The sequence below is a fragment of the Leptolyngbya sp. KIOST-1 genome (assembly GCF_000763385.1).
Classification (GTDB): domain Bacteria; phylum Cyanobacteriota; class Cyanobacteriia; order Phormidesmidales; family Phormidesmidaceae; genus Nodosilinea.
Genome location: NZ_JQFA01000002.1, coordinates 199,649 through 223,886 on the forward strand (window position 1 = coordinate 199,649; position 24,238 = coordinate 223,886).

The following is a 24,238-nucleotide window of genomic DNA, read 5'->3' on the forward strand; positions in this document are numbered from 1 at the left end:
GGATGCTCTACGCAGCTACAAAGATGAGACTGGCTAGGCCCAGGTCAATTTCACCATGCTCTAGCTTATCGGCAATCACGCGCAGGGCTAGAGCTTTGACTTGGGCAACGGCCTGTTGCTGACTGACACCATAGACCAGGGCACCCGGAATCTCTAGGATTTCGGCAATCCAGCGACCGTCTTCTTCTTGCTCGGTTTCAATGGTGAAGCTGGTAGAAGTCGGGTTACTCATGGCGAAGAAATCACCCTAGGGGTTGATAGAACCATTATAGGTGGAGTTCAGCAGCGGGTCTTGTGAAGAAGGCATATTGGCTCTGCTGCTAAAGCATTGATTGCTAATGCTAGCAACCAATCCAGACATCTGCTGGCGCTCTGTGGGATGTGTAAGGTATGTCATACTGCGCTATGACACATCGCTCTCGGTTGTAGGAATATCGTATCGCAAGACAGTGCGTTGTGGTTATGGACAGGGTCGATAAACGCCAGAATTTTGCAAGCCAAAATGCACCCTATAAGACTGAACACAGCCAATCAAAATTTTCTTGACTCAGATATTCAAAGCAAGCTTTTTCTTTGCAAATAATCCATTGTCGCTTTCTTTAAATTTTCTCCCCATTCAACAATATCACGCAGATCCACAGTGCCTTCAGCACCATTTACTGATACCACAGGAATCTTTTTTAGAGATAGTGGAAGACTTTTTTGAAGAGCCAACGGTGAAGCACTATCTCTGATTTCTTGAAAATCTCGCAATTGGTTGACCACTGCTCCATTTTTTAAAATAAAAATAACATCACTCATCCGAACAATACTTTCCTCGCTTAATATCAGACAGCAATTAGTTGACATTGAAATGGCTGCGCCTTCTGCATTCAATGCACCACCTTTTGCAATCCTTAGCCTGCTTGATGGCATTAGCAATTCTCTGTAACCGTAAGGAATAGGCTCGCAACCGAAATGAAGCCAACTACTGATGGCAATACCATGCTTCTTCAAAAGATTACTTGCTGCATTCGTATCCTCAACAGAGTCAAGAAAAATCACAGATTTATTCAAATTCACTCTTGATCCTGGCAATGCTTCAATAAGGTTGCTTGAATTGCCTGAATCTCCAACCTGAATATATTTTTCTTCCGATATCTCAAATTCAACTGGCCTGTCATGCTGCTCTTCGTTTCGAAGAAGAAAAATAGCTGAAAGGACATTCCGAACTGAAGACCCCTGGTTATCTAGGTAGCATTTGAGAGACTCAACCTCCTCTTTGGTTAAGCCGCATTTTCTTATGCTGTGGCTTGCAAATGGCGAAATTTTGATGCTATAGCGGTCATTCTTATGTGACTTCAGATTTAACGATCTCGTCGCTTTCAATGAGCCAATGACTTGCTTTGACCTCTCTTTATTAGTGCTGGCAAAATCGGCAGCTTCATCTCGTTGAAAGCTTGCTTCAATAAGGCAGGCTTGGCATATTGACTCGATAATATTTATTTGATGGGGATTGTACTTATCGGTGCTTAGAACAGTGGAACGGAGATCATAGAAATTAAATGAAGTGCGTCTACTCTTTTCATGATTACCATGATTCCTATCCACCTTATCTAGATAGGACATAACCGAGTTCATATATTTTGATATTTGTAGAATTACGGACGAAGCGACGTACTCGATCCTAGCTCTAGGAAGATTTTGGTGGAAGCAGTCAGCCAAATCACCAATTGCCTCGGAAACTCTTTGCCAAGAGACTTCAATATCACTTGAATTTTGCATAAATCTTTTAGGATGTCTGGATACAGATTTTCTTGATCTTAAAATGCACTACATCTTAGGAACTCATAGAATTCTGCTTATGCCAATCGTGTGAGTCTTCAAAATTTTCTTTAAATTACGATAATCTAACACTAACCATTTCTCCATAACGCTAGATACAAAGTCTAAGCGTACTTCTTGTAAATCAAGAGTACGGGGAATGTATCTGGGACGGGAGTAAGGGAAGTTGGCGCTTCCCCTATCCCCTGAGACATCCCAACTTAGTCGTGGTAAGCGAGATGCCCTAGATGCATTCTAGGAGCTAGCGTCTTTTTTTACCCTCCAACTGGGACACCGCTAGACCATTCCCCGTTTTCCTACCCGAAAACGGAGATACCCGTATGTTTGACCAATCCCTTGGGGAACCCAACCTCCCCACCAGCTTCGCACTGCCCACCTACCGCCCAGATCGCCTCACCCACATTCTGCTGAGTGACTATGCCGCCGTCATGGGGGCCATTAACCAGATGGACGTACTGCGCTACTGCGCCAGAGTCGCCTGGATCGACCCCGTACCCACCGGGCGCAACGGCGAATACATCAGCGTCATGACCCGCCGCATCGCGCCAGCCGAGGGCTAAACCAAACCCAGGGGGGTGTAGCCGTCTGCACCCCCACCCATAGCCAACAATCGCAGCAATCCTTCGTCAGCGTTTCAGTACTGGGGGCATCGATTCAATTTCCCACCAGGCTTGGGGGTAGGGTTGCCGACTGGTGTTGGTGCCGCAGTGAATTTCGCCGCCCTTGCGAAAATACGTGTCCCAGTCATCAATAAAGTGGCAGACCAAACCGAGAGGGTCTAGGAGATCTTTCACACAGTCTTCAAAGGCACAGTGACCACTCACCTTGGGGCCAAAGGGTTTAGGAATGGCCAGGTGCTGATTGAGCACCAGCATGTTCACCATGTTGGGGAAGAAGGATTTGGCGCGACCGTCCTTATCCTCAAACAGGGCCGGCAAGTCAATAATATTCGCTTCGTCCAGTCCTAATTCCTGCTTTAAGACCTCACGATTCCAGTCAATGTAGGACTGAAAGCACTGGTTCTGACTGGCTAAATCTTCATTCTCCATCACCTCGGCCACGCTAATGACCGCAGGTTTTTCACCCAGGTGTTTACCCTCTCGCAGCACTGCCTGATCGTGCCCCCGATCGCGCAGTTCTTTCAGTACCTCATAGCACCGATTTGGGCTGGCCAGCAGCAGTTTAAATCCCTTCGGGTTGGGCGCGGCGACAAAGTTCACAAACTCGTCGATGTGACCTACGCTCAGCCAATCCGAGAACAGTTCCACCGGAGCCTGGATTTTTTGGGCAAAGAAAAAGTCGCGCAAAACCTTCAGCTTGCGCCGGGGGTTGGGCATGATTTCTGGACGGGTGCCCCCAAACAGCAGGCGACCAAAGGGGTAGGTGACGCCGTTGACGGTAACGGGGGGAGAAACCTCCAGATTGCCAAAGGAGTCCAGTTTGGTCGCTTCGTGAGGGCTTTTGCGAATTACGTAGCCAAACCGGCTGCTGATCAGCTGGCGTTTGGCCAGGTGGTCTAGCCCACGATCGCGGGGCGAATCAAAAATAACGTGAATCATTTTTCCCGGTGCCTGGGTGTAGCCGACCTCGATTTCATCCCGCATCCAGGGGTCGTCGTTGTGAAACTCGAAGGGCACCGGATCGAGCTGAACCCCCGCCTGTGCAACGACTTTTCTCAGATCTTCAATGAAGTCTTCATTTTTGCCCTCCGATAGGCGCGATACAAAGACCGTAATGGGGGCCAGGGTGTTGGGCGTCATCATCCAGGGGGCGACTCGAAACACCACGCGATCGCTGTAAATTGTCTCCCCATGCTTGAGCAGGCTCAGCGTAATCTCAATCAACCCATCAAAGTCGATGTCGGGGTAGCTAATCCCCTGGACAAAAAAGAGCGTGTCTTGATCGCTGCACCGGAGTTTTGCCTGGGCCTGTCTGGGGCCAATTAGCTCGTCCCCCACTTGATTTAGCTCGTCATAGATGCAGATTCGCTGGGCCTGATCTTGACTCACCGACAGGTAAATTTCACAGCCCGGCGGTAGGTCGCTCACCCCGGCCCGCCGGACAATCATCAGGCTCGAATCCTTGAGCCTGAGCAGGGCTCTACCCTGGTCCCTGTCGGTGTAGTGACTGTCCGAGTGAACATGGTCGCGATCGGTATTGACCAGCAGAATGGCCCCCTGCCCGTTTGTTCCCCACCGCCACTCGCCCTTGTGGGGATTGTCCTCGTCCACAACGCCGTCGCGATCGGCGTCCACATCCAGACAGATTCGCAGACTGGTGAACGTCAGGCAAACCTGACTAAGGTGGACCCCGCTGTCATCCTGAAAGGCGATCGCCAGGCTACGGTCTTTGGGGCGATCGCTAAAGGTTCTCGCCAGCAGCACAAGGTTGGGGCACTGCTGTAGCGGCATCAGCGCCGGGGTATCCACCCACTGGTCTGCCTCAGTGTAAAGCTCGATCTCCCCCTGGGTCGTGAGGCTGACCGTGACCGCCCCCGCCGGAGCCAGATCGCTCAGGGCAACGTGCAGCGGCTGCTCCACCACCAACACATCCTCATGCCGCCTGCTTTCTGCTGGAGACTGTCCGGGTAGTGAACAAACCTCTTCAGGCAGAATTAAATGTCGCATCGGTGTCTTGTCGGTCGTCGCTATACACAGCCCATCCGACTTCAGCGTCTCACACTGCCCTCCGCCACTATATCCCCCCTAGAGGAGAGACTCCCCAATCCACTCCCTCACCCCCTACCCCCCACCCCTCACCCACCCTTAACCAACTCTTACCGAATAAAACTTCACAGCCTTGCCAGAGTATTGAATGATGGAGGTAGTGGATTTTTGCTCTCCAACTTGAGCGGTGGACTTGCTTCTATAAAAAAACTCAACCTGCTCCACGCTTCTCTGTAACCAGCCTATAGGACCAACACTATGACCAGCTTTCCCATTGACCTGAGCGCGTACCAGCGAATTTCCCTAGATGCGTCCAACCCCACCCTCACCGACGAGCAGCGCAGCGCCCTGAAGGCCAACATTCAGCTGTGTCGGGATGCGATCGTGTTCTTTACGGCAACCGGCGCAGCGCGGGGCGTGGGCGGGCACACGGGCGGCCCCTACGACACCGTGCCCGAGGTGATGATTCTCGACGCGCTGTTTCGCGGCGCGGGCGACAAGTATGTGCCAATTTTCTTTGACGAAGCCGGGCACCGAGTGGCCACCCAGTACCTGATGTCGGTGCTCAACGGCGACATGCCCGCCGAGCAGCTGATGCAGTACCGCGCCGCCAACGAAAAGCTGCCCGGCCACCCCGAGCTGGGGCTGACCCCAGGCGTCAAGTTTAGCTCCGGTCGGCTGGGGCACATGTGGCCCTACGTCAACGGCGTGGCCCTGGCTAACCCTGGCAAAGTCGCATTCTGCCTCGGCTCTGACGGGGCGCAGCAGGAGGGCGACGACGCCGAGGCAGCCCGCTTTGCGGTGGCCAACCACGTCAATGTCAAGCTGCTGATTGACGACAACGATGTCACTATTGCCGGTCACCCCTCCCAGTACATGGGCGGCTACAGCGTGAAGAAAACCCTGGAGGGCCACGGCCTGACGGTGCTGGAAGGCGATGGCGAAGACCTCGACGGCCTCTATGCCAACATCTGCAAGGCGATCAACACCCCCGGCCCGGTGGCGGTGGTGAACAAGCGGGCGATGGCGGTGGGCATTGAGGGCATCGAGGGCAGCACCCACGGGCACGATGTGATCTCGGTGAAGGCGGCGATCGCCTACCTCACCGCCAAGGGCCACACCGCAGCTGTAGAAATCCTCGAAGGCATCCAGGCGCCCAAGAACACCTACGAGTTCATGGGCTCCAGCAAGACCGTGGGCGCGAACCGCAACATGTTTGGCGACGCCATGGTCGAAGTGCTGGGCGAGCTGGACGAAACCACCCGCAAAGAGAGCGTGCTGGTGGTCGATAGCGACCTGGAGGGCTCCTGCGGTCTGGCCCAAATTCGCAAGGCCTACCCCGAGATCTTCATCAGCGGCGGCATTATGGAGCGGGGCAACCTGTCGGCGGCGGCGGGCTTTGGCATGGCCGAGGGCAAGCAGGGCGTATTTGCCACCTTTGCTGCTTTTCTGGAGATGTGCATTTCTGAAATCACCATGGCCCGGTTGAACTACTCCAACCTGCTGTGCCACTTCTCCCACTCCGGCATCGACGATATGGCCGACAACACCTGCCACTTTGGCCTCAACAACTTCTTTGCCGACAACGGCCTTGACGACGGCTACGACACCAAGCTCTACTTCCCGGCCGACCCCAACCAGATGAAGGCCTGCGTCAAAAAGGTGTTCCACGACCCCGGTCTGCGCTTCATCTTCTCGACCCGCTCGAAGGTGCCGATGATTCTCGACGCCGATGGCAACGAGTTCTTTGGCGGCGACTACACCTTTACCCCCGGCAAAGACGAGGTGATTCGGGAGGGCAGCGCCGGTTACATCGTCACCTTTGGTGACTCGCTTTACCGCGCCCTCGATGCCGTCGAGCGCCTGAAGCAGCAGGGCATTGAAGTGGGCCTGATCAACAAGTCCACCCTCAACGTGGTGGACGAAGAGACCATGGCCAAGGTGGGCAAGGCCCCCTTTGTACTGGTGACCGAGGCCTTTAACCGCAAGACAGGCCTGGGCAGCCGCTTTGGCACCTGGCTGCTAGAGCGGGGCTACACGCCCAAGTTTGCTCACATTGGCACCCACGAAGAGGGCAGCGGTGGCCTGTGGGAGCAGTTCATTCACCAGGGTATCGACCCCGACGGCATCATGGCTAAGGTGAAGGAACTGGTGGGCTAGATCCCCTTAGATGCATCCAGATCCCAGGGTTCTTGAAGAAACCTGGGATCTTTTCTTTTGCGATAGGAAATTCTTCAGATGGCGAAGTCAGAATTGGAAAAGATGCTGGCCAATGAGCTGTACCGGGCAGCGGATCCGGAGTTGGTGGCGCTGCGGCGGCTGGCCCAGGAGCAGCTCTATCGGCTTAACCATTCGCGGCCCGAGGAAATTGAGGTGAGGGAGGCGGCGGTGAAGTCGCTCTTTCACACCATCGGCCCCAACTTCGAGATCACGCCCCCCTTCTTCTGCGACTACGGTGACCACATCCGCGCTGGCAAAAACCTCTACATCAACGCCCACTGCACCATTCTCGACTGCAACTGGGTGACCCTGGGCGACAACGTGCTGCTGGCTCCCAACGTGCAGATCTACGCGGCCTACCACCCCACTGACCCGGTAGTGCGGCTGACCGGGCTGGAGCTGGCGGCCCCCATTACCATTGGCAGCAATGTGTGGCTGGGGGGCGGTGCGATCGTCTGCCCTGGGGTGACGATTGGCGACAACACCACCATCGGCGCGGGTAGCGTGGTGACGAAGTCGATTCCTGGGGGTGTGGTGGCCGTGGGCAATCCCTGTCGGGTGATTCGAACAATTTAGCGAACAAGATCTACGAATTTATATTATTTTTTACGTTCTAGCTGACTTGAATGAACTAAAGAATAAGGCGTTTCCAGAGACAATCTAGCTAAAAAATTCGGTCATCTGGCTGAACATATGACTCTCCCAAGATTGGACTGGGAATACTAGGGCCATATATCGGTTATCGCGGAATTGAGCTATGGGAATACCTGCTGCTAAGACATGTACCTGTCAAAACGTTGCTCGATGTAACGCAGGGGAAGCAGGGCGACTGTTTCTCTGGTTCCCAGTTCCTCACACCTTAGCTAAAGTCATTCCATTCCTGAAACGAACCTCGTTTGAGTTTGAACTCATGCAGGAACGACCGGGTTTGAGCATAGACTGCAGAGCTGGGCAAGCTCAAAAAGTCGCTCGCCGCTTAGCGCAATTAGTAACTCCAAGGGAGCTAAAAGAAACTCAGGTTCTGTTTGTGCGCGGCGCAGTTCAGCCGCAGCTAGAAGATTTTAGCGACATTGCTTCCCTACAGCGATTTATTAAAGTTAGCCAATCCGATTGGCTGGTGGATATGCTGGCTAGCGATCGCTTTACCAGTCATTTTCAGCCGATTGTTTCAATTCAGGATACCGCTCAAATCTATGGCTATGAATCGCTGCTGCGGGGACTGGACGAACAGGGCAATCTGGTCATGCCGGGGGCCATCTTTGAGCTGGCGACGGACGCTGGCCTGATACCGCAACTCGACCGGGCGGCGCGGCTCAGCACGATCGCCCAGGCCCATCAGCATCACATTCGTGAGCGGATTTTTATTAACTTTACTCCGACAGCTTTGTACGATCCGGTGTCCTGCCTGCGAAGCACCGTGGAGGCGATTGACAGAGCCGGAATTTCCCACAGCCAGGTGGTATTTGAGGTTGTAGAGTCCGACAACTTTCAGGATTTAGAACACCTGAAAACGGTGCTGAACTACTACCGGGAGGCTGGCTTCGCGGTGGCCCTCGACGATTTGGGCTCAGGCTATTCTGGCCTGAATTTACTGCATCAGCTGCGGCCCGATTTCATCAAACTGGATATGGAGCTAATTCGAGATGTCCACCTCGACATCTACAAAGCGTCCATCACCGAAAAACTGCTGGAGATCGCGCAAAAGCTTAATATCCAGACCGTTGCGGAAGGGATTGAATGCGTTGAAGAACTGCACTGGCTCCAGCAGCGAGGGGCTGACTTTGCCCAGGGCTACCTGATCGCTAAGCCCAGCGCCGTGCCAACCAGAACCCCTCCCCGGTTTGCCGCCAAGGCGGTGCCCCTCGACCTGCAACCCTGGCAACCAGAGGCTCCGCAGGTCCAGCACCAGAGCGATTCTGAGCGCATTGTTGCCGCTGTCACCCAGCGGATTCGGCAGTCGCTGGACCTCAACGAGATTCTACAAACGACAGCGGATGAAGTGCGGCAGCTGTTCGAGGTCGATCGCGTCGTGATCTATCGGTTTGAATCGGACTGGAGCGGGCTAGTGGCGGTAGAGTCTCTGGCGGCCGGAAGCCCGTCAATTCTCGGCTTTCACGTGATGGACACCTGCTTTAAGACCACCCATGCGGCCTACTACCAGCAGGGCAATACCCGAGCAATCGAAAATATCGAAACCGCCGGGCTCAGCCCCTGCCATGTAGACCTCCTGAAGAGCTTAAACATACGGGCCAACTTAGTCGTGCCTATTTTGCACCAGGAGCAGCTCTGGGGCCTGCTGATCGCCCACCAGTGCAGCTATGCCCGGCAGTGGCAGCAGTCGGAGGTAAACCTGTTCTATCAGCTGGCCAGCCAGGCGGCGATCGCCATTCAGCAGTCGGAGCTTTACCACCAGCTGCAAACGGCGAATCAGGAGCTGCAGCGGCTGGCCTCGGTAGACGGGTTGACCCAGGTGGCCAATCGTCGCTGCTTCGACGCTCGGCTCAGCGCCGAGTGGCAGCGCCTGGCCCAGGAACAAGCGCCCCTGTCGCTGATTCTGTGTGATTTTGACTGCTTCAAGCTCTACAACGACAGCAATGGCCACTTGGCCGGAGACGATGCCCTGCGGCAGGTGGCCATTGCCATTGCCCAAACCTGTAGGGGCCCCTCAGACCTGGTGGCCCGCTATGGGGGCGAAGAGTTTGCGGTGGTTCTGCCCGAGACCACCGCCGAGGAGGCGATCGCCGTGGCCAACGCCATCCAGGCCAGTATCGCGGCCCTGGGGATGCCCCACTTTCAAGCCCCTGCCCACCGGGTTACCCTCAGCTTTGGGGTCGCCACGGTGGTGCCCTCCGAGGAATTGTCCTTTGAAACCCTGATTGACCTGGCGGATCGGGGCCTTTACCAGGCCAAAGCCGAGGGCAAAAACCGGGTAGTGCAAATGACCGCTGGACCGCTGACTGAAACCGCTCCCCGCCCAGCGGTCAGGGTTCCTGGTAGCTGATCACCCGAACTGTGGCCGCTGTGGGCTCCTGGCTAAAGATCAGAACGGTTTCAGCGTCGGAGTGAGCGGGAATGAAGTCAAAGGTGGTGGTGGCGATTTCTTCGGTGCTGCCTGCCCCCAGACTGCCTTCCACGGTGACCTCGGCGGCGGTGGCGTCGCCGTCGTTTTTGATGGTCACGGGCAGGTAGTAGAGGCCGTTGGCGGTTCTGACGGCACCGGGTTCCACCGTAAAGACGGCGGGCTTGAGCGAGGGATGGAGCCACAGGGAAGCGACCGTGGCGACGACCCCCGACAGTAGCGTCAGGGAAATGGCGAGGGAAAACCGCTCGGCCCGGTTGCGGATGGGCTGCTCAGACATAGGACCTCGGGAACTATACAGCTAGGCGGCCCGCCGCGCCGCCAATGGTAGCGGGCAGACCCAAAACAATGACGTAGCTCACCCACTGGTTCATTGGGTCGCCGATGCGGAGGACCTGAAACACCCACAGCATCAGCATCGAGATCGCCAGGGAGATCAGGTAGGCGGCCAGGGTCTCGCTGATTGGGCTCTGGAAAAAGCCGGGCTGCGATCGCCGCCGTCGCTGCCCGCCAAAGTTGGCCTGGAACACGATGATGTAGGACAGCAGCAGCGAACTGGCCAAAATCAAGAACAGCCGCATGGGGGATAGCGCACTGGCAATCATCGGAATTTCGTCGGTGGGGGCGATCGAGGCTCCGACCACGATCGCCCCCAGTAGCGCCGCCCCTGCATCGGACAGGGTATTTCGCCAGGCCTGCTGGTGCCAGCGGTGGTTTTCGGCTGGCCCGCGATCGCCTCGAGCAGCCGAGTCGGGTTCGTCGCCATTGGTCTTGAGCAGCAGGTTGTTGGCAATGCCAACCCCGATCGCAAAGGGCAGGCACAGGGTAATCACGCGACCCAGAATGGCATCTACGCCGGTTTCCAGGCGAAGAATGCCCAGCAAAGTCAGGCTGAGGGTGGCGGTCAGCAGGGCGATCGCCAGTCCTTCGGCACTTTCGGCCAAAATTTGGGTGCGGCTGCGGGGCTGCTCGGCCCGAAAGCCCCCTTTGATATTCAGCAGCACCAGGGCCAGGTAGGCCATCCCCAGAATCAGCATCATGCGCGGCGGCGAGGTGAAGTTACCCTTCCACCACACCTCCATGGTGTAGAGAAAGGGCGCCCCAAACAAAAAAGCCCCCGCAATGCCGCGGGTGACGTCGTTAAGTTCGGTCTGCCACTCCTGGGCTTTGGGCTGTGCCATTCCGTACCTGGATCAGATCCTCTAGTGTAGCGAGTTCTGACCCGGCCTTTGCACCCCGGCTAGGCTTAGTCAATCTGATAAGGACGGGATCCGCCGCTTAGGGTTCACGGTTCACGGTGTACGGTTCGAGGCCAGCCGTTAGCCGTACACCGTGAACCGTAACAAACTCCTAGAGGTGCTTGAGGCCGATCCGCAGGGCTTCTACCCGCGATCGCTCCGGCATCGAGGCCTGCGCCCCCGGCACCATCACCGAGGCGGCGGCGACGGCACTGGCAAACTGCACCGCCTCCTCCAGGGACATCCCCTCGGCCAGGGCCACGGCCAGCCCGCCATTGAAGGCATCCCCCGCCGCCACGGTGTCAACGGCTTTCACGGGCAGAGCTGGCTGATGAAATGTACACTGGCGATCGGCCACCACCACCCCGCGATCGCCCAGCTTGACGATCGCCACCGACACCCCGCGCTGCACCAGCCGATTGGCAGCGGCCTGGGCAGTGGCCACATCGTTGACCACCAGCCCCGTGAGCTGGCTGGCCTCAGTCTGGTTGGGGGTGAGAATATCCACCGCTTTAAAGCACTCGGGGGGCAGATCGTCCGGAGCCGGAGCCGGGTCGAGAATGACGGTTGCGCCCCTGGCCCTGGCGGCTTTGGCAGCAGCTACCACCGCCCCCAGCGGCACCTCCAGCTGAAGCAGTAGGGTGTCCCCCGGCAACAGCTGCGCGGCGAGGCGACTGACATCCTTCTCGCCCACTTTGCCATTGGCCCCCGGCACCACCACAATGGTGTTCTGACCAGAGTCGTCCACGGCGATCGCCGCCACCCCCGTCGGCACGCCCGCCGCTGCCGCCACTCCACTGGCATCGACCCCCGCCCCCTGCAACTCCTGGAGCAGCTGTCGGCCAAAGGCATCGTCCCCCACCCGACCCACCATCGCCGTGGCGGCCCCCAGCCGCGCCGCCGCTACCGCCTGGTTTGCGCCCTTGCCGCCGGGCAGGGTGGCAAAGTCGGTGCCCAACACCGTTTCCCCCGGCTGGGGCAGGCGCGGCGCGCGGCAGACCAAATCCATATTCAGGCTGCCGAAGACGTGGATGGTTTTCTGCATAGACGACACAAATAACTTAGGCAATTAAAATAGCTCGTCCCCATCGCCCCCGTCGCCACTGGCCCTGCCGTAGGGCGACGGGGGGCGATCGCTGCTCCAGGCCCACCAGGGAGTACCGCACTCGCCGCAGTGGTAAAACTCCTGCCACTTGCGCCGATGGTCGGCCCCGTAAACGGGCGATCGCCGGTTGATCCAGACCGCTTTGGCCTGGCGGCTCTCGGCCCCGCACTGGGGGCAGCAAAACTGGGTGGCGTGGGTGGCCGACTCGGCCCAATCGGGCGGAATAGGGGAAAAAGCTTCCATAGGGTAGGGCGGTGGGTCACATCCATTATGGGGCAGTCTGGAAGGATAGGTTTGGGGATTGGGTTTTGGGTTTCGGGGTCGCGGTATTTGACCTGGCACCTATCACCTGGCACCTCGCACCTATTACCTGACACCCATCACCTATTCCCGGTCCCCTTGCCCTGAGTTAAGTTCTAGAACAGCACGATTCGCAGGGGGCGTTCTTCGGCATAATCGGTGGCAGGCTCGCACACTTTGGGCCAAAAGGAGCATGGATACGCGATGGCACTGCGTTTGATTTCGCTGCTAGGTATTTTTGGTCTTTGCTTTATCGCCTGGTTGGGGTCAGAGGATCGGCGGCAGGTGCCCTGGCGATTGATCCAGTGGGGCATCGGTATTCAGCTGTTGGTGGGAGTGCTGATTTTTTTGCTGCCCGTTACCCGCGAGGTGGTGGTATGGCTCAGCTCCATTCTCAACGCTCTAATTGACGCCTCCGATGCGGGGGCGCGTTTTTTGTTTGGCCCCATTTTTGTCCCCAACTTTAACCAAAGCGTTGGCCCGGCCGGGGCGGGACGCTGGATTGCCCGAGCGCTGACGCCTGCATTTACCGCCGTACCCGGCGATCGCCTGGGGGCCGACAACCTCAACCTGGGCTATATCTTTGCCTTTCGCTCGCTGCCCCAGGTAGTGTTTTTTGCCTCGATTTTTGCCCTGCTGTACAACCTCGGGGTGGTGCAGCCCATTGTGCGGGTGTTTGCCCGCTTCTTTCGCTGGGCCATGAACATTAGCGGGGCCGAGGCCCTGGCGGGGGCGGCGAATATTTTTGTCGGCATCGAGTCTGCGATCGCCATTAAGCCCTTTCTGGAGCGCATGACCCGCAGCGAGCTGTGCGCCATTCTGGCCTCCATGTTTGGCTCCATTGCCTCCACGGTGCTGGGCCTCTACGCCGGGTACCTGCGGCCCATTTTCCCGTCGATCGCCGGGCACCTGATGTCAGCCTCGGTGCTGACCATTCCCGCCGCCTTTGTGCTGGCCAAAATTTTGGTGCCCGAGCAGGCAGTACCCCTCACCCTGGGCAAGGTGCCCGCTGTCGAGATGGCAGACGAGGAGCGCAAAAGCCCGATGGATAGCCTCATCCTCGGTGCCCTCGACGGAGTCAAAATGTCCGTGGGCATTGTCGCTGCCCTGATCGCCATTCTGGGCCTGATTGCCCTGCTCGACTTGATCTTTGCCAACCTCGCCAACCTCGCCACCAGCGACATAGCCCTGTGGCGGGCGATCGGCCAGGTGTTCAGCGTCATTACCCTACAAAACATTATGGGGGCACTGTTCTTACCCCTTACCTTTCTGACCGGAGTTTCCCTCGACTGGCCCGAACTGTGGCTGTCGTCTCAGCTGATTGGGCGGCGACTGCTGGAAACGGCGATTCCGCCCTACATCGGTCTGGCCAACGCGGCGGCGGCGGGTACCCTCAGCGATCGCGCCCTGGTGATCGTTAGCTACGTACTCTGCGGCTTTGCCCACCTGCCCTCGGTGGGGATCTTTGTCGGCGGATTGACGGGCATTGTGCCCTCGCGCCGCAAAGACATTAGCGAGGTGGCCTGGAAAGCGCTGTGGGCTGGCACCCTCGCCACCCTGATGACGGGCTGCGTAGCGGGAATCTTTTTCTACGAAGGCGCTGCGGTGCTGGGACGCTAGGGCAGCATCCTCGGTTGGCAACCGAAAGACCAGCCCAGTAGCGTTAACCGCTGCCCCGTACCTCACCAACGGTTCTGAATAACAACCCCGGGTCGGGGAATCCGTTGGCAAGCCTACAGGGAAGCTACCTTGCCTACTCCCCGCCAGAGGTATCTGGCGCCGGCGGATTGACAGCGGGTGGAGGACTGGGTGGGGTTGGAGCCACTGGCGCAGGAGGTGGAGCCGGGGCCACTGGCGCAGGAGGTGGAGCCACTGGCGCAGGGGGCGGGGCCGCTGGTGCCGGGGCCGCTGGTGCCGGGGCACTGGGCGCAGGTGAGGCTGGCGCTGGCGGGGCAGGCTCGGCGACGGGCTGGGGCGCAGGCGTGGGCTCCTCGGCTGCCGCTGGCGCTGCGGGTGAAGGCTCCGACTCCGCTGGCGCGGATTCTGATGGCGCTGGTGGCGTCGGGGTAGCCGCTGGCGCAGGGGCATCAGCGGCAGGCATTGACTCAGCGGTTTGGGGGCTGGGCTCGGCCGCTGCGGGCGTGGGGGTCGCTTCTGGCGGTAGCTCCACGGCCTGGCGCTCGCCCCGGCGACGGGCATCGCGGTTACGGCGCGAGCCCTCAATGGTGAGGTCGTACTCGATGGGTACGCTGGCTCCGCCTGCAATGGGCTGGAACCGGGAGTTACGGGCCGCCTGAATAGCGGCCTGGTCGATCGCCGGGTTGCCGCTGGAGCGGGTCAGGGTAACGCTGCGAACGGTGCCGTCGGGGTTGATATCGACGCTCACCATCGGCTGACCCTCGGCTCCGGCGGCCAGGGCGCTTTCGGGATAGCTGGGCCGCACGCAGTTTTGGCAGGCAACGGTGCGCGAGCCCTGGCCCTGGCCACTGCCCTGGGAGGTTGAGGGAGCCGCTGCGACCCCAGGGCTGTCACCCGTTGGGGCATCGGGGAGGTTGCCCGTGCCCGTAGTGGCGGAGTTGGTAGCGGTGGTGGCGGCCTCGTTCTGGGCCTCACGTAGGCGTTGCAACAGGTCGCGCAGACGCTCGGACTGGGGTTCCGCTGGGGTTGCCTCAGGTTCAGTGGCGATCGCCTCCTCCACCGCCTCAGGGGGCTCCTCAGCCACCGCTTCAGTCTCTTCCTCCACCGCCTCGGCCTCCTCCTGCACCGGCTCAGCCAGGTCCGACTCGGCTAGGGTTTCAGGTTCGGGGGTGTCCGGTGTCACCGCTTCCACGGGCGGGGCTGGAGTGGGCGGCGTGGGCGTAGGCGGGGCCACCACCGCAGCGGGGCGGGGCGGGGCGCTGGCGGTGGCTGGAGCCGGGTTGTTGGTCTCGGTACTGAGTTCGGTGGGCTGCTCCGGCTCGGGCAGCGTCTCGGGCTCCTCAGGAATGGCTTCAGTAATAATTAGCTCGATGGGCGCCAACTCGTCGGTGGCCGCCTGCCAAAAATTGAACTGACTCAGGCCGAGGGCCACGACATGGACGCCCACCGACCCCAACAGCCCCCAGAGCAAAATTCGGCGAAGCTTTTGCTGCTCGTGCTGGTGCTGTTGACTACAGATGTCACAGAGACTCATAGAAACTTGCCCAAGATAACAGCGGGAACCTGTCTAGTCATATTACACAATTGGCAAAAGTTTTCATTTGAGCTGCGCCAAAAGATTCAGACCACCCCCAGGGGATGGTGAGCGTGTAGCAACCTGTCAAAACTAAAGATATCAAGCCAAAAGGGCAGGGGTTATGAACTGCAGTTCACAGTCAACTGTAACCCCCGAACCCTCAATTCCCAACTGACTAATCAGCACAATACTTGACAACGAGTCGCAAATCGAGGTGAATCTACTATTAGTACTTTTTTGCAATAGAGTTTATGGGTACCATTTTTGCGGCGGGCGGCATCGTGATGTGGCCACTGCTGGGGTTTTCAATCCTGGCGATCGCCCTGATTGTCGAGCGTTCGATCTTCTGGTTTCGCATCAACCGCCGCCAGCGCCCAGTGATGCAAGACATTCTGCGCACCTACCGGCAGGCACCGGTGGATGTGTACCCCAAGCTGCGCCAGAACGTGAACCTGCCCACCGCCCGCATTTTTCTAGAAGCCCTGGAAATCGACGGGGCCAGCCCCAAGCAGTTTCACCTCGCCCTGGCCAGCGCCATGCAGGCCGAACTGCCCCACCTGCGCCGCTTTAGCACTGTCTTTGCCACCATCATCAGCGTCGCCCCCCTGCTGGGCCTGCTGGGCACCATCCTCGGCCTGATCCGCTCTTTCGCCGCCCTACAGCTGGGCGACCTGAACACCAACACCGGAGCCGTGACCGGCGGCATCAGCGAAGCCCTGGTGTCTACCGCAGCGGGCCTGGTGGTAGCGATCGGCACGCTGATCTTTGCCAACCTGTTTCGCGGCCTCTACAAACGCCAGGTAGCGCTGATTCAAGAGTACGGCGGGCAGTTAGAGATTCTGTACGAAACCCACCACGGGCGGCAGAACCAGCTCAAGGAAGAGTCGTTGGTGAGGTAGGTGGGTAGGTGGGTAGGCGGGTAGTCGGGTTGGTGGGTAGGCGGGTGGATGGGTGAGGGGGATTTTTCTATCTCAGCGGTTTCCGCCTCATCCACGCTCCCACTCCTCCACCCTTCCACTCGCCCACCCTCCCACTCCCCTACCCATACACCCTCCCACTCGCCCACCCTCTCCCTCCCCACCCCCTACCCTCCCACTCCCCCCATGCCCTACCTCCCCGAAGAACCCGAAGCCGACTTTGAACTCAATATCGTGCCAATGATCGATGTGATTTTTGCGATTTTGACGTTCTTTATTATTTCCAGCCTGTTTCTCACCCGCTCGGAGTCCCTGCCGGTGAACCTGCCCCAGGCGGCCAGTGCCGAACTTCAGCAGCGAACGCGAATTACTGTGACCGTGGAGGAATCGGGGGAGATTGCCCTGAACCGAGAGGCGATCGCCCTGGAAGACCTCCAAACTGGCGTGCGCAACCTGATGCGGAATACCCAAGAGTCGGTGGTGGTGATCAACGCCGATGAAGCGGTCAGCCACGGCCGGGTGGTGGCGGTGATGGACGAACTGCGGGCGATCGAAGGAGCGACCTTGGGGATTGCGACAAGGCGGGAATAGGGGTGGATGGGTAGGTGAGTGGATGGGTGGATGGGTAGGTGGGTAGGTGGGTAGGTGGGTAGGTGGGTAGGTGGGTAGGTGGGTAGGTGGGTAAGATTTTTCTGTGTCAGCGGTTTTGGCCCCATCCACTCGCCCACTCGCTCACTCGCCCACTCGCTCACCCTCCCACTCGCCCACCCTCCCAGCGCATTTAATCCGTCTAGCGGGCAAAAAACTCCGGCTTAGAGCCCTTTGGGTAACGTTCAGCCGCTAGGCTGGGGGCTAGTTTTTTGCCAGATGGTTTAGCTATGGGTAGATCTGGGCAGGGGTATCGAAAGCTGTTGGCCACCTACCTCAGGCCCCAGGGGGGACGGGTAGTGGGGTTGAGCATCACCCTACTGATGGGCATTGGGTTGCAGTTGCTCAACCCACAGATATTGCGATATTTCATTGACACGGCGGTGGCTGGGGGAGCACCGCGATCGCTGGTGTTGGCAGCAGGGGCGTTCGTTGCAATCGCTTTTGTCCAGCAGGGGTTTGCGATCGCCACCACCTACTTCAGTGAAACCATCGCCTGGCGTGCCACCAACACCCTACGCCTGGATCTGACCCGCCACGCCCTGGGCCTTGACCTGGCCTTTCACAAAGCCCACACTCCCGGGGAACTGGTGGAGCGGGTCGATGGCGATGTGGATGCTCTGTCGCGGTTTTTCTCGCAGTTTGTATTGCAGGTACTGGGCAACGGCCTGTTAGTCCTGGGGGTGCTAACAATTTTGTGGTTCGAAGACTGGCGGGCCGGACTGAGTCTGAGCCTGTTTACCCTGGTAGCCTTTGGGGTGCTGGGCGGCCTCCAATCCCTGGCGGTTGGCCCCTGGCGCACCTACCGCCAGATCAGCGCCGAATTCTACGGCTTTGTGGCCGAGCACCTCAGCGGCCTGGAAGACATCCGTGCCAATGGGGCCGTCGGCTATGTGATGGACAGGTTCTACAAACTGCTGCGCCGCTGGCTGCGAGCCTTTCACCAGGCCCGCTTCACCAGCACCCTGCTGTGGGGCAGCACCGTGGGGCTGTTTACCCTGGGCAACGCGATCGCCCTGGCCATCGGTGCCTACCTCTGGAGCCAGGCTGCCATCACCATCGGTACCGTCTACCTGCTCTTTTACTACGCCACCCTGCTGCAAGACCCCATCGAACGCATCCGCGAAGAACTAGAGCAGCTCCAGCAGGCCCAGGCCAGCATCCAACGGATTCAGGATTTACTGGGCCACCAGCCTCGGGTGAGCCCAGGCGGCCAAGGGATTTTACCGACGGGAGCCCTATCGGTGAAGTTTGAGGGGGTGTGGTTTGGGTACGGGGAGTGGGAGAGTGGGAGGGTGGGAGGGTGGGAGAGTGGGAGGGTGGATGAGGCGGAAACCGCTGAAATAGAAAAATCCCCCTCACCCACCAACCCGCCTACCCTCCCACCTATCCACCCATCCACCCATCCACCCATCCACCCACCTACCCGCCAACCCGTCAACCCACCTACCCTCCACAACCTCACTCTCCACCTCTCCCCTGGGCAAACCCTTGGTCTACTGGGCCGCACGGGCAGCGGCAAAAGTACCCTGGCGCGGTTGCTGCTGCGGCTGTACGACATTCAGCGGGGGCAGATTTACCTGGGGGGCGTGGATATTGCCCAGGTGTCGCTGCGGGAACTGCCGCACCAGGTGGGGTTTGTCACCCAGGATGTGCAGCTGTTTCAGACCAATGTGCGGAATAACCTGACGTTTTTTGATGGGCACATCTCGGATGAAGCGATTCTGCAAACCCTGGATGACCTGGGCCTGATGCCCTGGCTAGAGGGGCTGCCAGCGGGCCTGGATACGGAGCTGGGGGCAGATAGCGGCGGGCTGTCGGCGGGGCAGGCACAACTGCTGGCCTTTGCACGGGTGTTTCTCAAAGATCCGGGGCTGGTGGTGCTAGATGAAGCCTCGTCGCGGTTGGACTCACTGACGGAGCAGTTGATCGAGCGGGCAGTGGATCGACTTTTGGTGAACCGCACCGGGATTATCATCGCCCACCGACTCAAAACCGTGGAGCGGGCCGACCAGATCCTGATTTTGGAGCAGGGGCAGGTGGCGGAGTACGGCGATCGCACCACTCTCTTAACCGATCCCAACTCACAGTTTTCGCGCTTGCTCAAGGTTGGAGCGATGCCCGATTAACTCTCAAACGATGCCAATGCTGCATCCTGGCTCAGCAAGGATAGCGGGACGGCCTGCTCTAACTGTGGCGTGGCTGCTTGCCAGAATCAAGCCAATAAATGAGAATAAGTCTTATTTGATGGCTACAATTCCTGAATTCCTTTGGGCAGACTCCTTTCATCCCCATGACTATCTTGCTTTCAGAAAAAGACCAACCGGCGTCGTTGTCGGCCAATGCTTACTTGTCAGCATCCAGCAACTACGAGCTGGTGATTCAAGCGCCCCAGTCAACCAGTCGGGGTTACAAGCGATCGCTCAACCTGCGCCATGGCCTGAATTTTCTGATCCGCGACTACTGGCTGAAAGATACGCTGGTCGAAGAAAAACTGCCGGAAGCACCTGGGCGAACTCTCGAGTTTGGCTTCAACCTGCACATTGCCCCAGACGCTGAGCACCCCCCAGAACCGACTAGCCAAAGTAGTTTTCTCGAATTCAACGAAACCCGCACCCAGAGACTTTTTCAGACCTGGTCGGGGCAGCGGCGGGTGTTAAAAATTGACCTACATTTGTTAACCTATGCGGGCTGCTTGACCTTTAGTGATGATCAATTAGTGCTGATACCGGCAGAACTCCAGGCCGCGATCGCCCTCAATGAAGACGACTGGCATCAGCCGGTCGGGTCAATTTCTCCGACGATTCAGCTGGTGCTTCAGCAAATTCTCAATTGCCCCTACACTGGCTCGATTCAGCAGGTGTATCTGGAGGGAAAAGCTCTTGAGCTAATCGCCCTGCAAACCGCCCAGTGGCTAGAGTCCGGCCCCGCTAGAGCGACCCAGCGGCTGAAGCCGTCAGATATTGACCGCATCCACCAGGCCAGAGATCTGATTACCCAACGCATGGATGATCCTCCGTCACTGCTGGAACTGGCTCGGGCGGTAGGTCTCAATGACTGCACCCTAAAGCGCGGCTTTCGCCAGGTGTTTGGCACCACGGTGTTTGGCTATCTGCGGCAGCAGCGACTGATTAAAGCCCGGCAATTGCTGCAAGACACCGAGATGAGCGTGGCCGAGGTCACCTGCCAGGTGGGCTATAGCCATGCCGGGCATTTTGCCGCTGCCTTTAAGCGAGAGTTTGGCATTAGCCCCAAGGCGTTCAAAAATTCCGTGCTGTGACTAAACTGTTCCGTGCCGAGGCAGACGCGATCGCACCCTTCGTCCTAGAGTTCCTATACCTAGATGAAATCTATTCGCATCTAGTGCAGTGAACGCTTAAATGGTGGTGTGACGGCAATGACTCAGCAGCGGATGGGATGGGGTTTACTAACTGGCGTAGTGGGGGCGATTGCAATTCTGGCTCAACCGCTGATAGCCCAGGCGAGCATTGAGAATGTAGATGAGTGGATGACTGGGCAAGTGGATGAGTCGGAACAACCCATGCTCCCATCCACCCAGCTACCTAGCCACCCAGCTACCCGTCCACCCATCCACCCTGCAACCACCGTAGACGAGTGGATGACCCAAATCGCTCAGGCCACGGTGCAAATTACCGGGGTGCGGCTGGAGAACACTGAGGCGGGCTTGCAGGTGGTGTTGGAAACGGCGGCGGGGGAGCTGGCGGCACCTACCACGCGCGCGATCGGTAACGCCCTGATTGCTGAGTTTCCTAACGCGGTGCTGGCTCTGCCCGAGGGCGGCGAGTTTTTCCAGGCCAACCCCGCCGAGGGCATTGCCCTGGTGACGGCGACAAACTTATCCGATAACACGGTGCAGGTGGCCATCACCGGAGCAGATGCTGCCCCCACCGCAGCGGTGAGTGCTGGGGCTGAAGGATTTATCTTAAGCCTAGTGCCGGGTATCGCCACCGCCGCTGCCGAGGATGAAGCAATTCAGGTGATGGTGACGGGAGCACAAGACGAAGGCTATAACCCTTCGCAGGCCAGCACTGCGACTCGCACTGATACGCCTCTGAGGGATGTTCCAGCTTCTGTTTCCGTGATTCCTCGCCAGGTGCTTGAAGATCAGGGGGCGGTGCGGCTCGACGAAGCCCTGCGCAATGTCAGCGGGGTCACCTTTAGCAACTCCATAGGCAATCGCGCCCAAAACTTCCTCATTCGCGGGTTCGGGGCTACGCAGTTTAGGAATGGGCTGAGGGAAGATGCGGGTGGCGGTGGCACATTTAACACTCGAACTGCCCAAGAGACCGCCAATATTGAGCGCATTGAGGTACTCCGAGGCCCTGCTTCGGTTTTATTTGGCCAGGGTGAACCCGGCGGTATCATCAATCTGGTCTCTAAAGCGCCCCTTGATACGCCATTTTATGAGGTGAGCTTTAGGGGGGGAAGTTTTGACTTCTACCGACCGACGCTAGATTTTTCCGGCCCACTCACTGCCGATGGCGCAGTAGCCTACCGGTTAAATGTAGCCTACGAAAATGCGGGCAGCTTTCGAGACTTTGTTGACTCCAGACGCTACTTTATTGCGCCAACAATCGCCTGGACGATTAGCCCCACCACATCGCTGAACCTGGAGGTTTCGTATTTGCAGGATAGGCGCTCGCCTGATATTGGGTTAATCGTGCTGAATGGAGACAATCGCCCCGCAGACCTACCCTTTAGTCGCACCTTGGCTGACCCCAATAACTCCACCCAGCTCTACGATGAAACTCGGGCCACCCTTGTTTTTGATCATGCTTTTGCTGACAACCTGTCTATCCGCAGTGCCTTTCGCTACACCACCAGCTTTGAGTCTTTTCGAGACGGGCTATCGTTCATCAGAAACCTGCGCAATGACAACCGCACTGTTGAGTTGGGAGTTGCCTTTGGCGATCAGTTTTTCGAAACCTATACGTTTCAAAACGATTTGATTTGGGAATTTAACACCGGAACAGTGGAGCATCGGCTACTGCTGGGTTTGGAACTCTCTAACAACAATGTGCGATTCAGCTCCCAAGCACCTGACAATCAACAAAATATTACTGGCGGTCTGCTGGATATTTTTAACCCAGACTATAGCGCCATTTCCTATACAGGTGGCTTTCAGGTGTTTGCAGAGGGAGATTTCCAAGACCGACGAACTTTTGGCCTCTACTTGCAAGACCAAATTACCCTGTCTGATAATTTCAAGCTTTTAGTAGGCGGTAGGTTAGACACGGTTAACTCTAATCAACTCTTCCAGGTTGACGACTTTGCTACTAGCCAGCAAGATACCGCCTTTTCTCCCCGTGCCGGTCTAGTTTACCAACCCAATGAAATGCTGGCGCTCTATGCCAGCTACTCCCGCTCCTTTGTGCCCCAGGGGGGGCGCAGCGCCACCAACACGCCGTTTGAGCCAACTCGGGGCACCCAGTACGAAGTTGGTGCCAAGGCCGACTTTTTAGAAGGTCGCCTTTCGGCCACTTTGGCGGCTTACAATATCACCCGCAGCAACCTGACCACCCCTGACCCCAACAATCCGAATTTTTCAATTCAGGTGGGGGAGCAGCGGAGTCGTGGGATTGACCTCAATGTGGTGGGCGAAATTTTGCCGGGTTGGGATGTGATTGCCTCCTATGGGTTGATTGACGCCACCATTACCCGCGACAATCGCTTTGATGTAGGCAACCGGCTGATCAATGTTCCTCAGCATTCTGCTAGTCTATGGACGACCTACACTTTGCAAACGGGAGATCTCGCCGGGTTGGGCTTTGGTGTTGGAGCCTTTTTAGTCGGTGAGCGCACCGGGGATCTGGCTAACACCTTTACGCTGCCGGGTTACACTCGTTTCGATGCCGCTGTTTACTACGAGCGCGATCGCTTCCGGGTTGGCCTAAATTTTAAGAACCTGTTTAATGCCCAATACTTTGCGGGGTCGCAGGGGCGGCTATCGGTGCTGCCTGGCGCTCCCTTTGAAGTACAGGGTACTCTCTCATGGCAGTTTTAGGAGGGCGAGGGATGCGGCAACTCGCAAAGCTTTGGCTACTGGCGGCAGTGGTGGTCATAGTGGCGATCGCCTGCCATTCCCCAACCCCATTGGGGGAACCGGTCCCTTCCTCGCCAACCGCTGCCATCGAATGTCGGGTGATGCTCCATGACGGGGGCGAAACGGAACTGTGTGGACAACCTGAAAATGTAGTTGCTCTCAGCCCACCGCTGTTGGATATTTTGCTGTCTCTGGGGGTGCAGCCAGCAGGCTACGCCGAAGTCGATCTGCTCAATAGCAAAGTTTTTGATAATCCCAGCCAGCAGATTCCCTACCTGGGCGATCGCATTACCACCCAGCCGGTAAATCTGGGCGATCGCCATTCTCCCTCCATTGAAACCCTGCTGCAGCTCAAGCCAGACTTAGTGCTGGGCGAAACCTTTTATGTGAAAAACAACTACCCTACCCTGAGCCGCATTGCCCCCACCGCGTTTTTTGACACCGGAGCCGACACGGGCTGGCAACCTGCCCTGACGGCGATCGCCCAGGGACTCAACCGCGAAGCCCAAGCGCAACAGGTGATCGCGGCCCACAATCAGCAGGTTGAAGCGGTTAAAAATCAGCTTGCACCGCTGATCGCTGGTCAAAGCATCATCGTCTTGGGGTGGCAAGGCATTGTCAACCAATCCTTTGTATTCGCTGGCGACTTCACCACAGAGCTGTTAGAAGATTTGGGCTTTCAGGTGATTTTGGGGCCGTCTGATCGCCCGGGTACCTCCATGGAAGCCGTTGCTCAAATTGATGCCGATCACATTTTGGTTATGCCCTCGGGCGAAAACACCATCGAGAATGCCCAGCGGCAGTGGCAGAATGATCCCATTCTGCAGGCGCTGCCTGCGGTACAGGCAGGCCAGCTCTACTTTATGGATTACCAACTCACCCGGATTCGCGGCCCGATCGCCGCCGAGATTTTCCTCAATCAGTTTGCTGCCCTAGTTACTCACCAACAGTCATAGCACCGCC

19 protein-coding genes are annotated in these 24,238 nt (G+C 57.8%); 11 read left to right on the forward strand and 8 right to left on the reverse strand.

The features are described from left to right. Positions 1–7 precede the first annotated feature (7 nt). Both NF78_RS01000 and NF78_RS30645 read right to left on the reverse strand, forming a co-directional pair. The gene (locus NF78_RS01000) at positions 8–232 is read right to left on the reverse strand and encodes a type II toxin-antitoxin system HicB family antitoxin (protein ID WP_035984401.1); all 225 of its coding nucleotides are present in this window, start codon (positions 230–232) and stop codon (positions 8–10) included. 323 nt (positions 233–555) lie between these two features. Beyond that, the gene (locus NF78_RS30645) at positions 556–1,764 is read right to left on the reverse strand and encodes a hypothetical protein (protein ID WP_156119588.1); all 1,209 of its coding nucleotides are present in this window, start codon (positions 1,762–1,764) and stop codon (positions 556–558) included. Positions 1,765–2,144: 380 nt separating this feature from the next. Here NF78_RS30645 and NF78_RS01005 point away from each other — a divergent pair, with 380 nt between their 5' ends. Beyond that, positions 2,145–2,384, forward strand: coding sequence for a hypothetical protein (locus NF78_RS01005; protein WP_035984403.1), 240 nt, complete (start codon positions 2,145–2,147; stop codon positions 2,382–2,384). A gap of 66 nt (positions 2,385–2,450) precedes the next feature. Here the strand turns inward: NF78_RS01005 and NF78_RS01010 are convergent, their stop codons facing one another. After that, a complete protein-coding gene (locus NF78_RS01010) occupies positions 2,451–4,451 on the reverse strand; it encodes a protein-arginine deiminase family protein (RefSeq protein WP_035984404.1) in 2,001 nt (666 codons plus the stop codon). Positions 4,452–4,748: 297 nt separating this feature from the next. On the opposite strand from NF78_RS01010, the gene NF78_RS01015 reads away from it, so the two are divergent. The 3 genes from NF78_RS01015 to NF78_RS01025 all read left to right on the forward strand — a co-directional run bounded on the left by NF78_RS01015 (position 4,749) and on the right by NF78_RS01025 (position 9,711). Beyond that, complete coding sequence (locus tag NF78_RS01015) at positions 4,749–6,650, forward strand: transketolase C-terminal domain-containing protein (RefSeq protein WP_035984406.1); 1,902 nt, start codon at positions 4,749–4,751, stop codon at positions 6,648–6,650. A 78-nt stretch (positions 6,651–6,728) separates the two neighbouring features. Beyond that, on the forward strand, positions 6,729–7,286 hold the full coding sequence (locus tag NF78_RS01020) for a sugar O-acetyltransferase (RefSeq protein ID WP_035984407.1): 558 nt from the start codon (positions 6,729–6,731) through the stop codon (positions 7,284–7,286). 451 nt (positions 7,287–7,737) lie between these two features. After that, positions 7,738–9,711 (forward strand): EAL domain-containing protein, encoded by a 1,974-nt coding sequence (locus tag NF78_RS01025; protein ID WP_197064727.1) that lies wholly within the window; start codon positions 7,738–7,740, stop codon positions 9,709–9,711. Here the strand turns inward: NF78_RS01025 and NF78_RS27865 are convergent. The 4 genes from NF78_RS27865 to NF78_RS01045 all read right to left on the reverse strand — a co-directional run bounded on the left by NF78_RS27865 (position 9,692) and on the right by NF78_RS01045 (position 12,375). After that, on the reverse strand, positions 9,692–10,069 hold the full coding sequence (locus NF78_RS27865) for a hypothetical protein (protein ID WP_052049519.1): 378 nt from the start codon (positions 10,067–10,069) through the stop codon (positions 9,692–9,694). The genes NF78_RS01025 and NF78_RS27865 overlap by 20 nt on opposite strands. A gap of 13 nt (positions 10,070–10,082) precedes the next feature. After that, the gene (locus tag NF78_RS01035) at positions 10,083–10,970 is read right to left on the reverse strand and encodes a TIGR02587 family membrane protein (protein WP_035984409.1); all 888 of its coding nucleotides are present in this window, start codon (positions 10,968–10,970) and stop codon (positions 10,083–10,085) included. 169 nt (positions 10,971–11,139) lie between these two features. Then, the gene (gene rbsK, locus NF78_RS01040; RefSeq protein WP_035984410.1) at positions 11,140–12,072 is read right to left on the reverse strand and encodes a ribokinase; all 933 of its coding nucleotides are present in this window, start codon (positions 12,070–12,072) and stop codon (positions 11,140–11,142) included. Positions 12,073–12,096: 24 nt separating this feature from the next. Then, positions 12,097–12,375, reverse strand: a complete 279-nt coding sequence (locus NF78_RS01045; protein ID WP_035984411.1) for a hypothetical protein — start codon at positions 12,373–12,375, stop codon at positions 12,097–12,099. Between the two features lie 261 nt (positions 12,376–12,636). Here NF78_RS01045 and NF78_RS01050 point away from each other — a divergent pair, with 261 nt between their 5' ends. Then, complete coding sequence (locus NF78_RS01050; protein ID WP_035984413.1) at positions 12,637–14,052, forward strand: NupC/NupG family nucleoside CNT transporter; 1,416 nt, start codon at positions 12,637–12,639, stop codon at positions 14,050–14,052. A gap of 133 nt (positions 14,053–14,185) precedes the next feature. Here NF78_RS01050 and NF78_RS27870 read toward each other — a convergent pair whose 3' ends face one another. After that, positions 14,186–15,604, reverse strand: coding sequence for an energy transducer TonB (locus tag NF78_RS27870; protein ID WP_052049521.1), 1,419 nt, complete (start codon positions 15,602–15,604; stop codon positions 14,186–14,188). Between the two features lie 293 nt (positions 15,605–15,897). On the opposite strand from NF78_RS27870, the gene NF78_RS01060 reads away from it, so the two are divergent. From NF78_RS01060 to NF78_RS01085, 6 genes are all read left to right on the forward strand, one after another. Continuing rightward, positions 15,898–16,545, forward strand: coding sequence for a MotA/TolQ/ExbB proton channel family protein (locus NF78_RS01060; RefSeq protein ID WP_035984414.1), 648 nt, complete (start codon positions 15,898–15,900; stop codon positions 16,543–16,545). A 204-nt stretch (positions 16,546–16,749) separates the two neighbouring features. Further along, the gene (locus tag NF78_RS01065; RefSeq protein ID WP_035984416.1) at positions 16,750–17,154 is read left to right on the forward strand and encodes an ExbD/TolR family protein; all 405 of its coding nucleotides are present in this window, start codon (positions 16,750–16,752) and stop codon (positions 17,152–17,154) included. 287 nt (positions 17,155–17,441) lie between these two features. Next, the gene (locus NF78_RS32085) at positions 17,442–19,340 is read left to right on the forward strand and encodes an ABC transporter ATP-binding protein (RefSeq protein ID WP_035984417.1); all 1,899 of its coding nucleotides are present in this window, start codon (positions 17,442–17,444) and stop codon (positions 19,338–19,340) included. A gap of 164 nt (positions 19,341–19,504) precedes the next feature. Then, positions 19,505–20,491, forward strand: coding sequence for a helix-turn-helix domain-containing protein (locus NF78_RS01075; RefSeq protein WP_052049523.1), 987 nt, complete (start codon positions 19,505–19,507; stop codon positions 20,489–20,491). A 117-nt stretch (positions 20,492–20,608) separates the two neighbouring features. Beyond that, positions 20,609–23,236 (forward strand): TonB-dependent siderophore receptor, encoded by a 2,628-nt coding sequence (locus NF78_RS01080; RefSeq protein WP_072015937.1) that lies wholly within the window; start codon positions 20,609–20,611, stop codon positions 23,234–23,236. A gap of 11 nt (positions 23,237–23,247) precedes the next feature. Then, complete coding sequence (locus NF78_RS01085; RefSeq protein ID WP_035984420.1) at positions 23,248–24,231, forward strand: ABC transporter substrate-binding protein; 984 nt, start codon at positions 23,248–23,250, stop codon at positions 24,229–24,231. Positions 24,232–24,238: the final 7 nt, after the last annotated feature.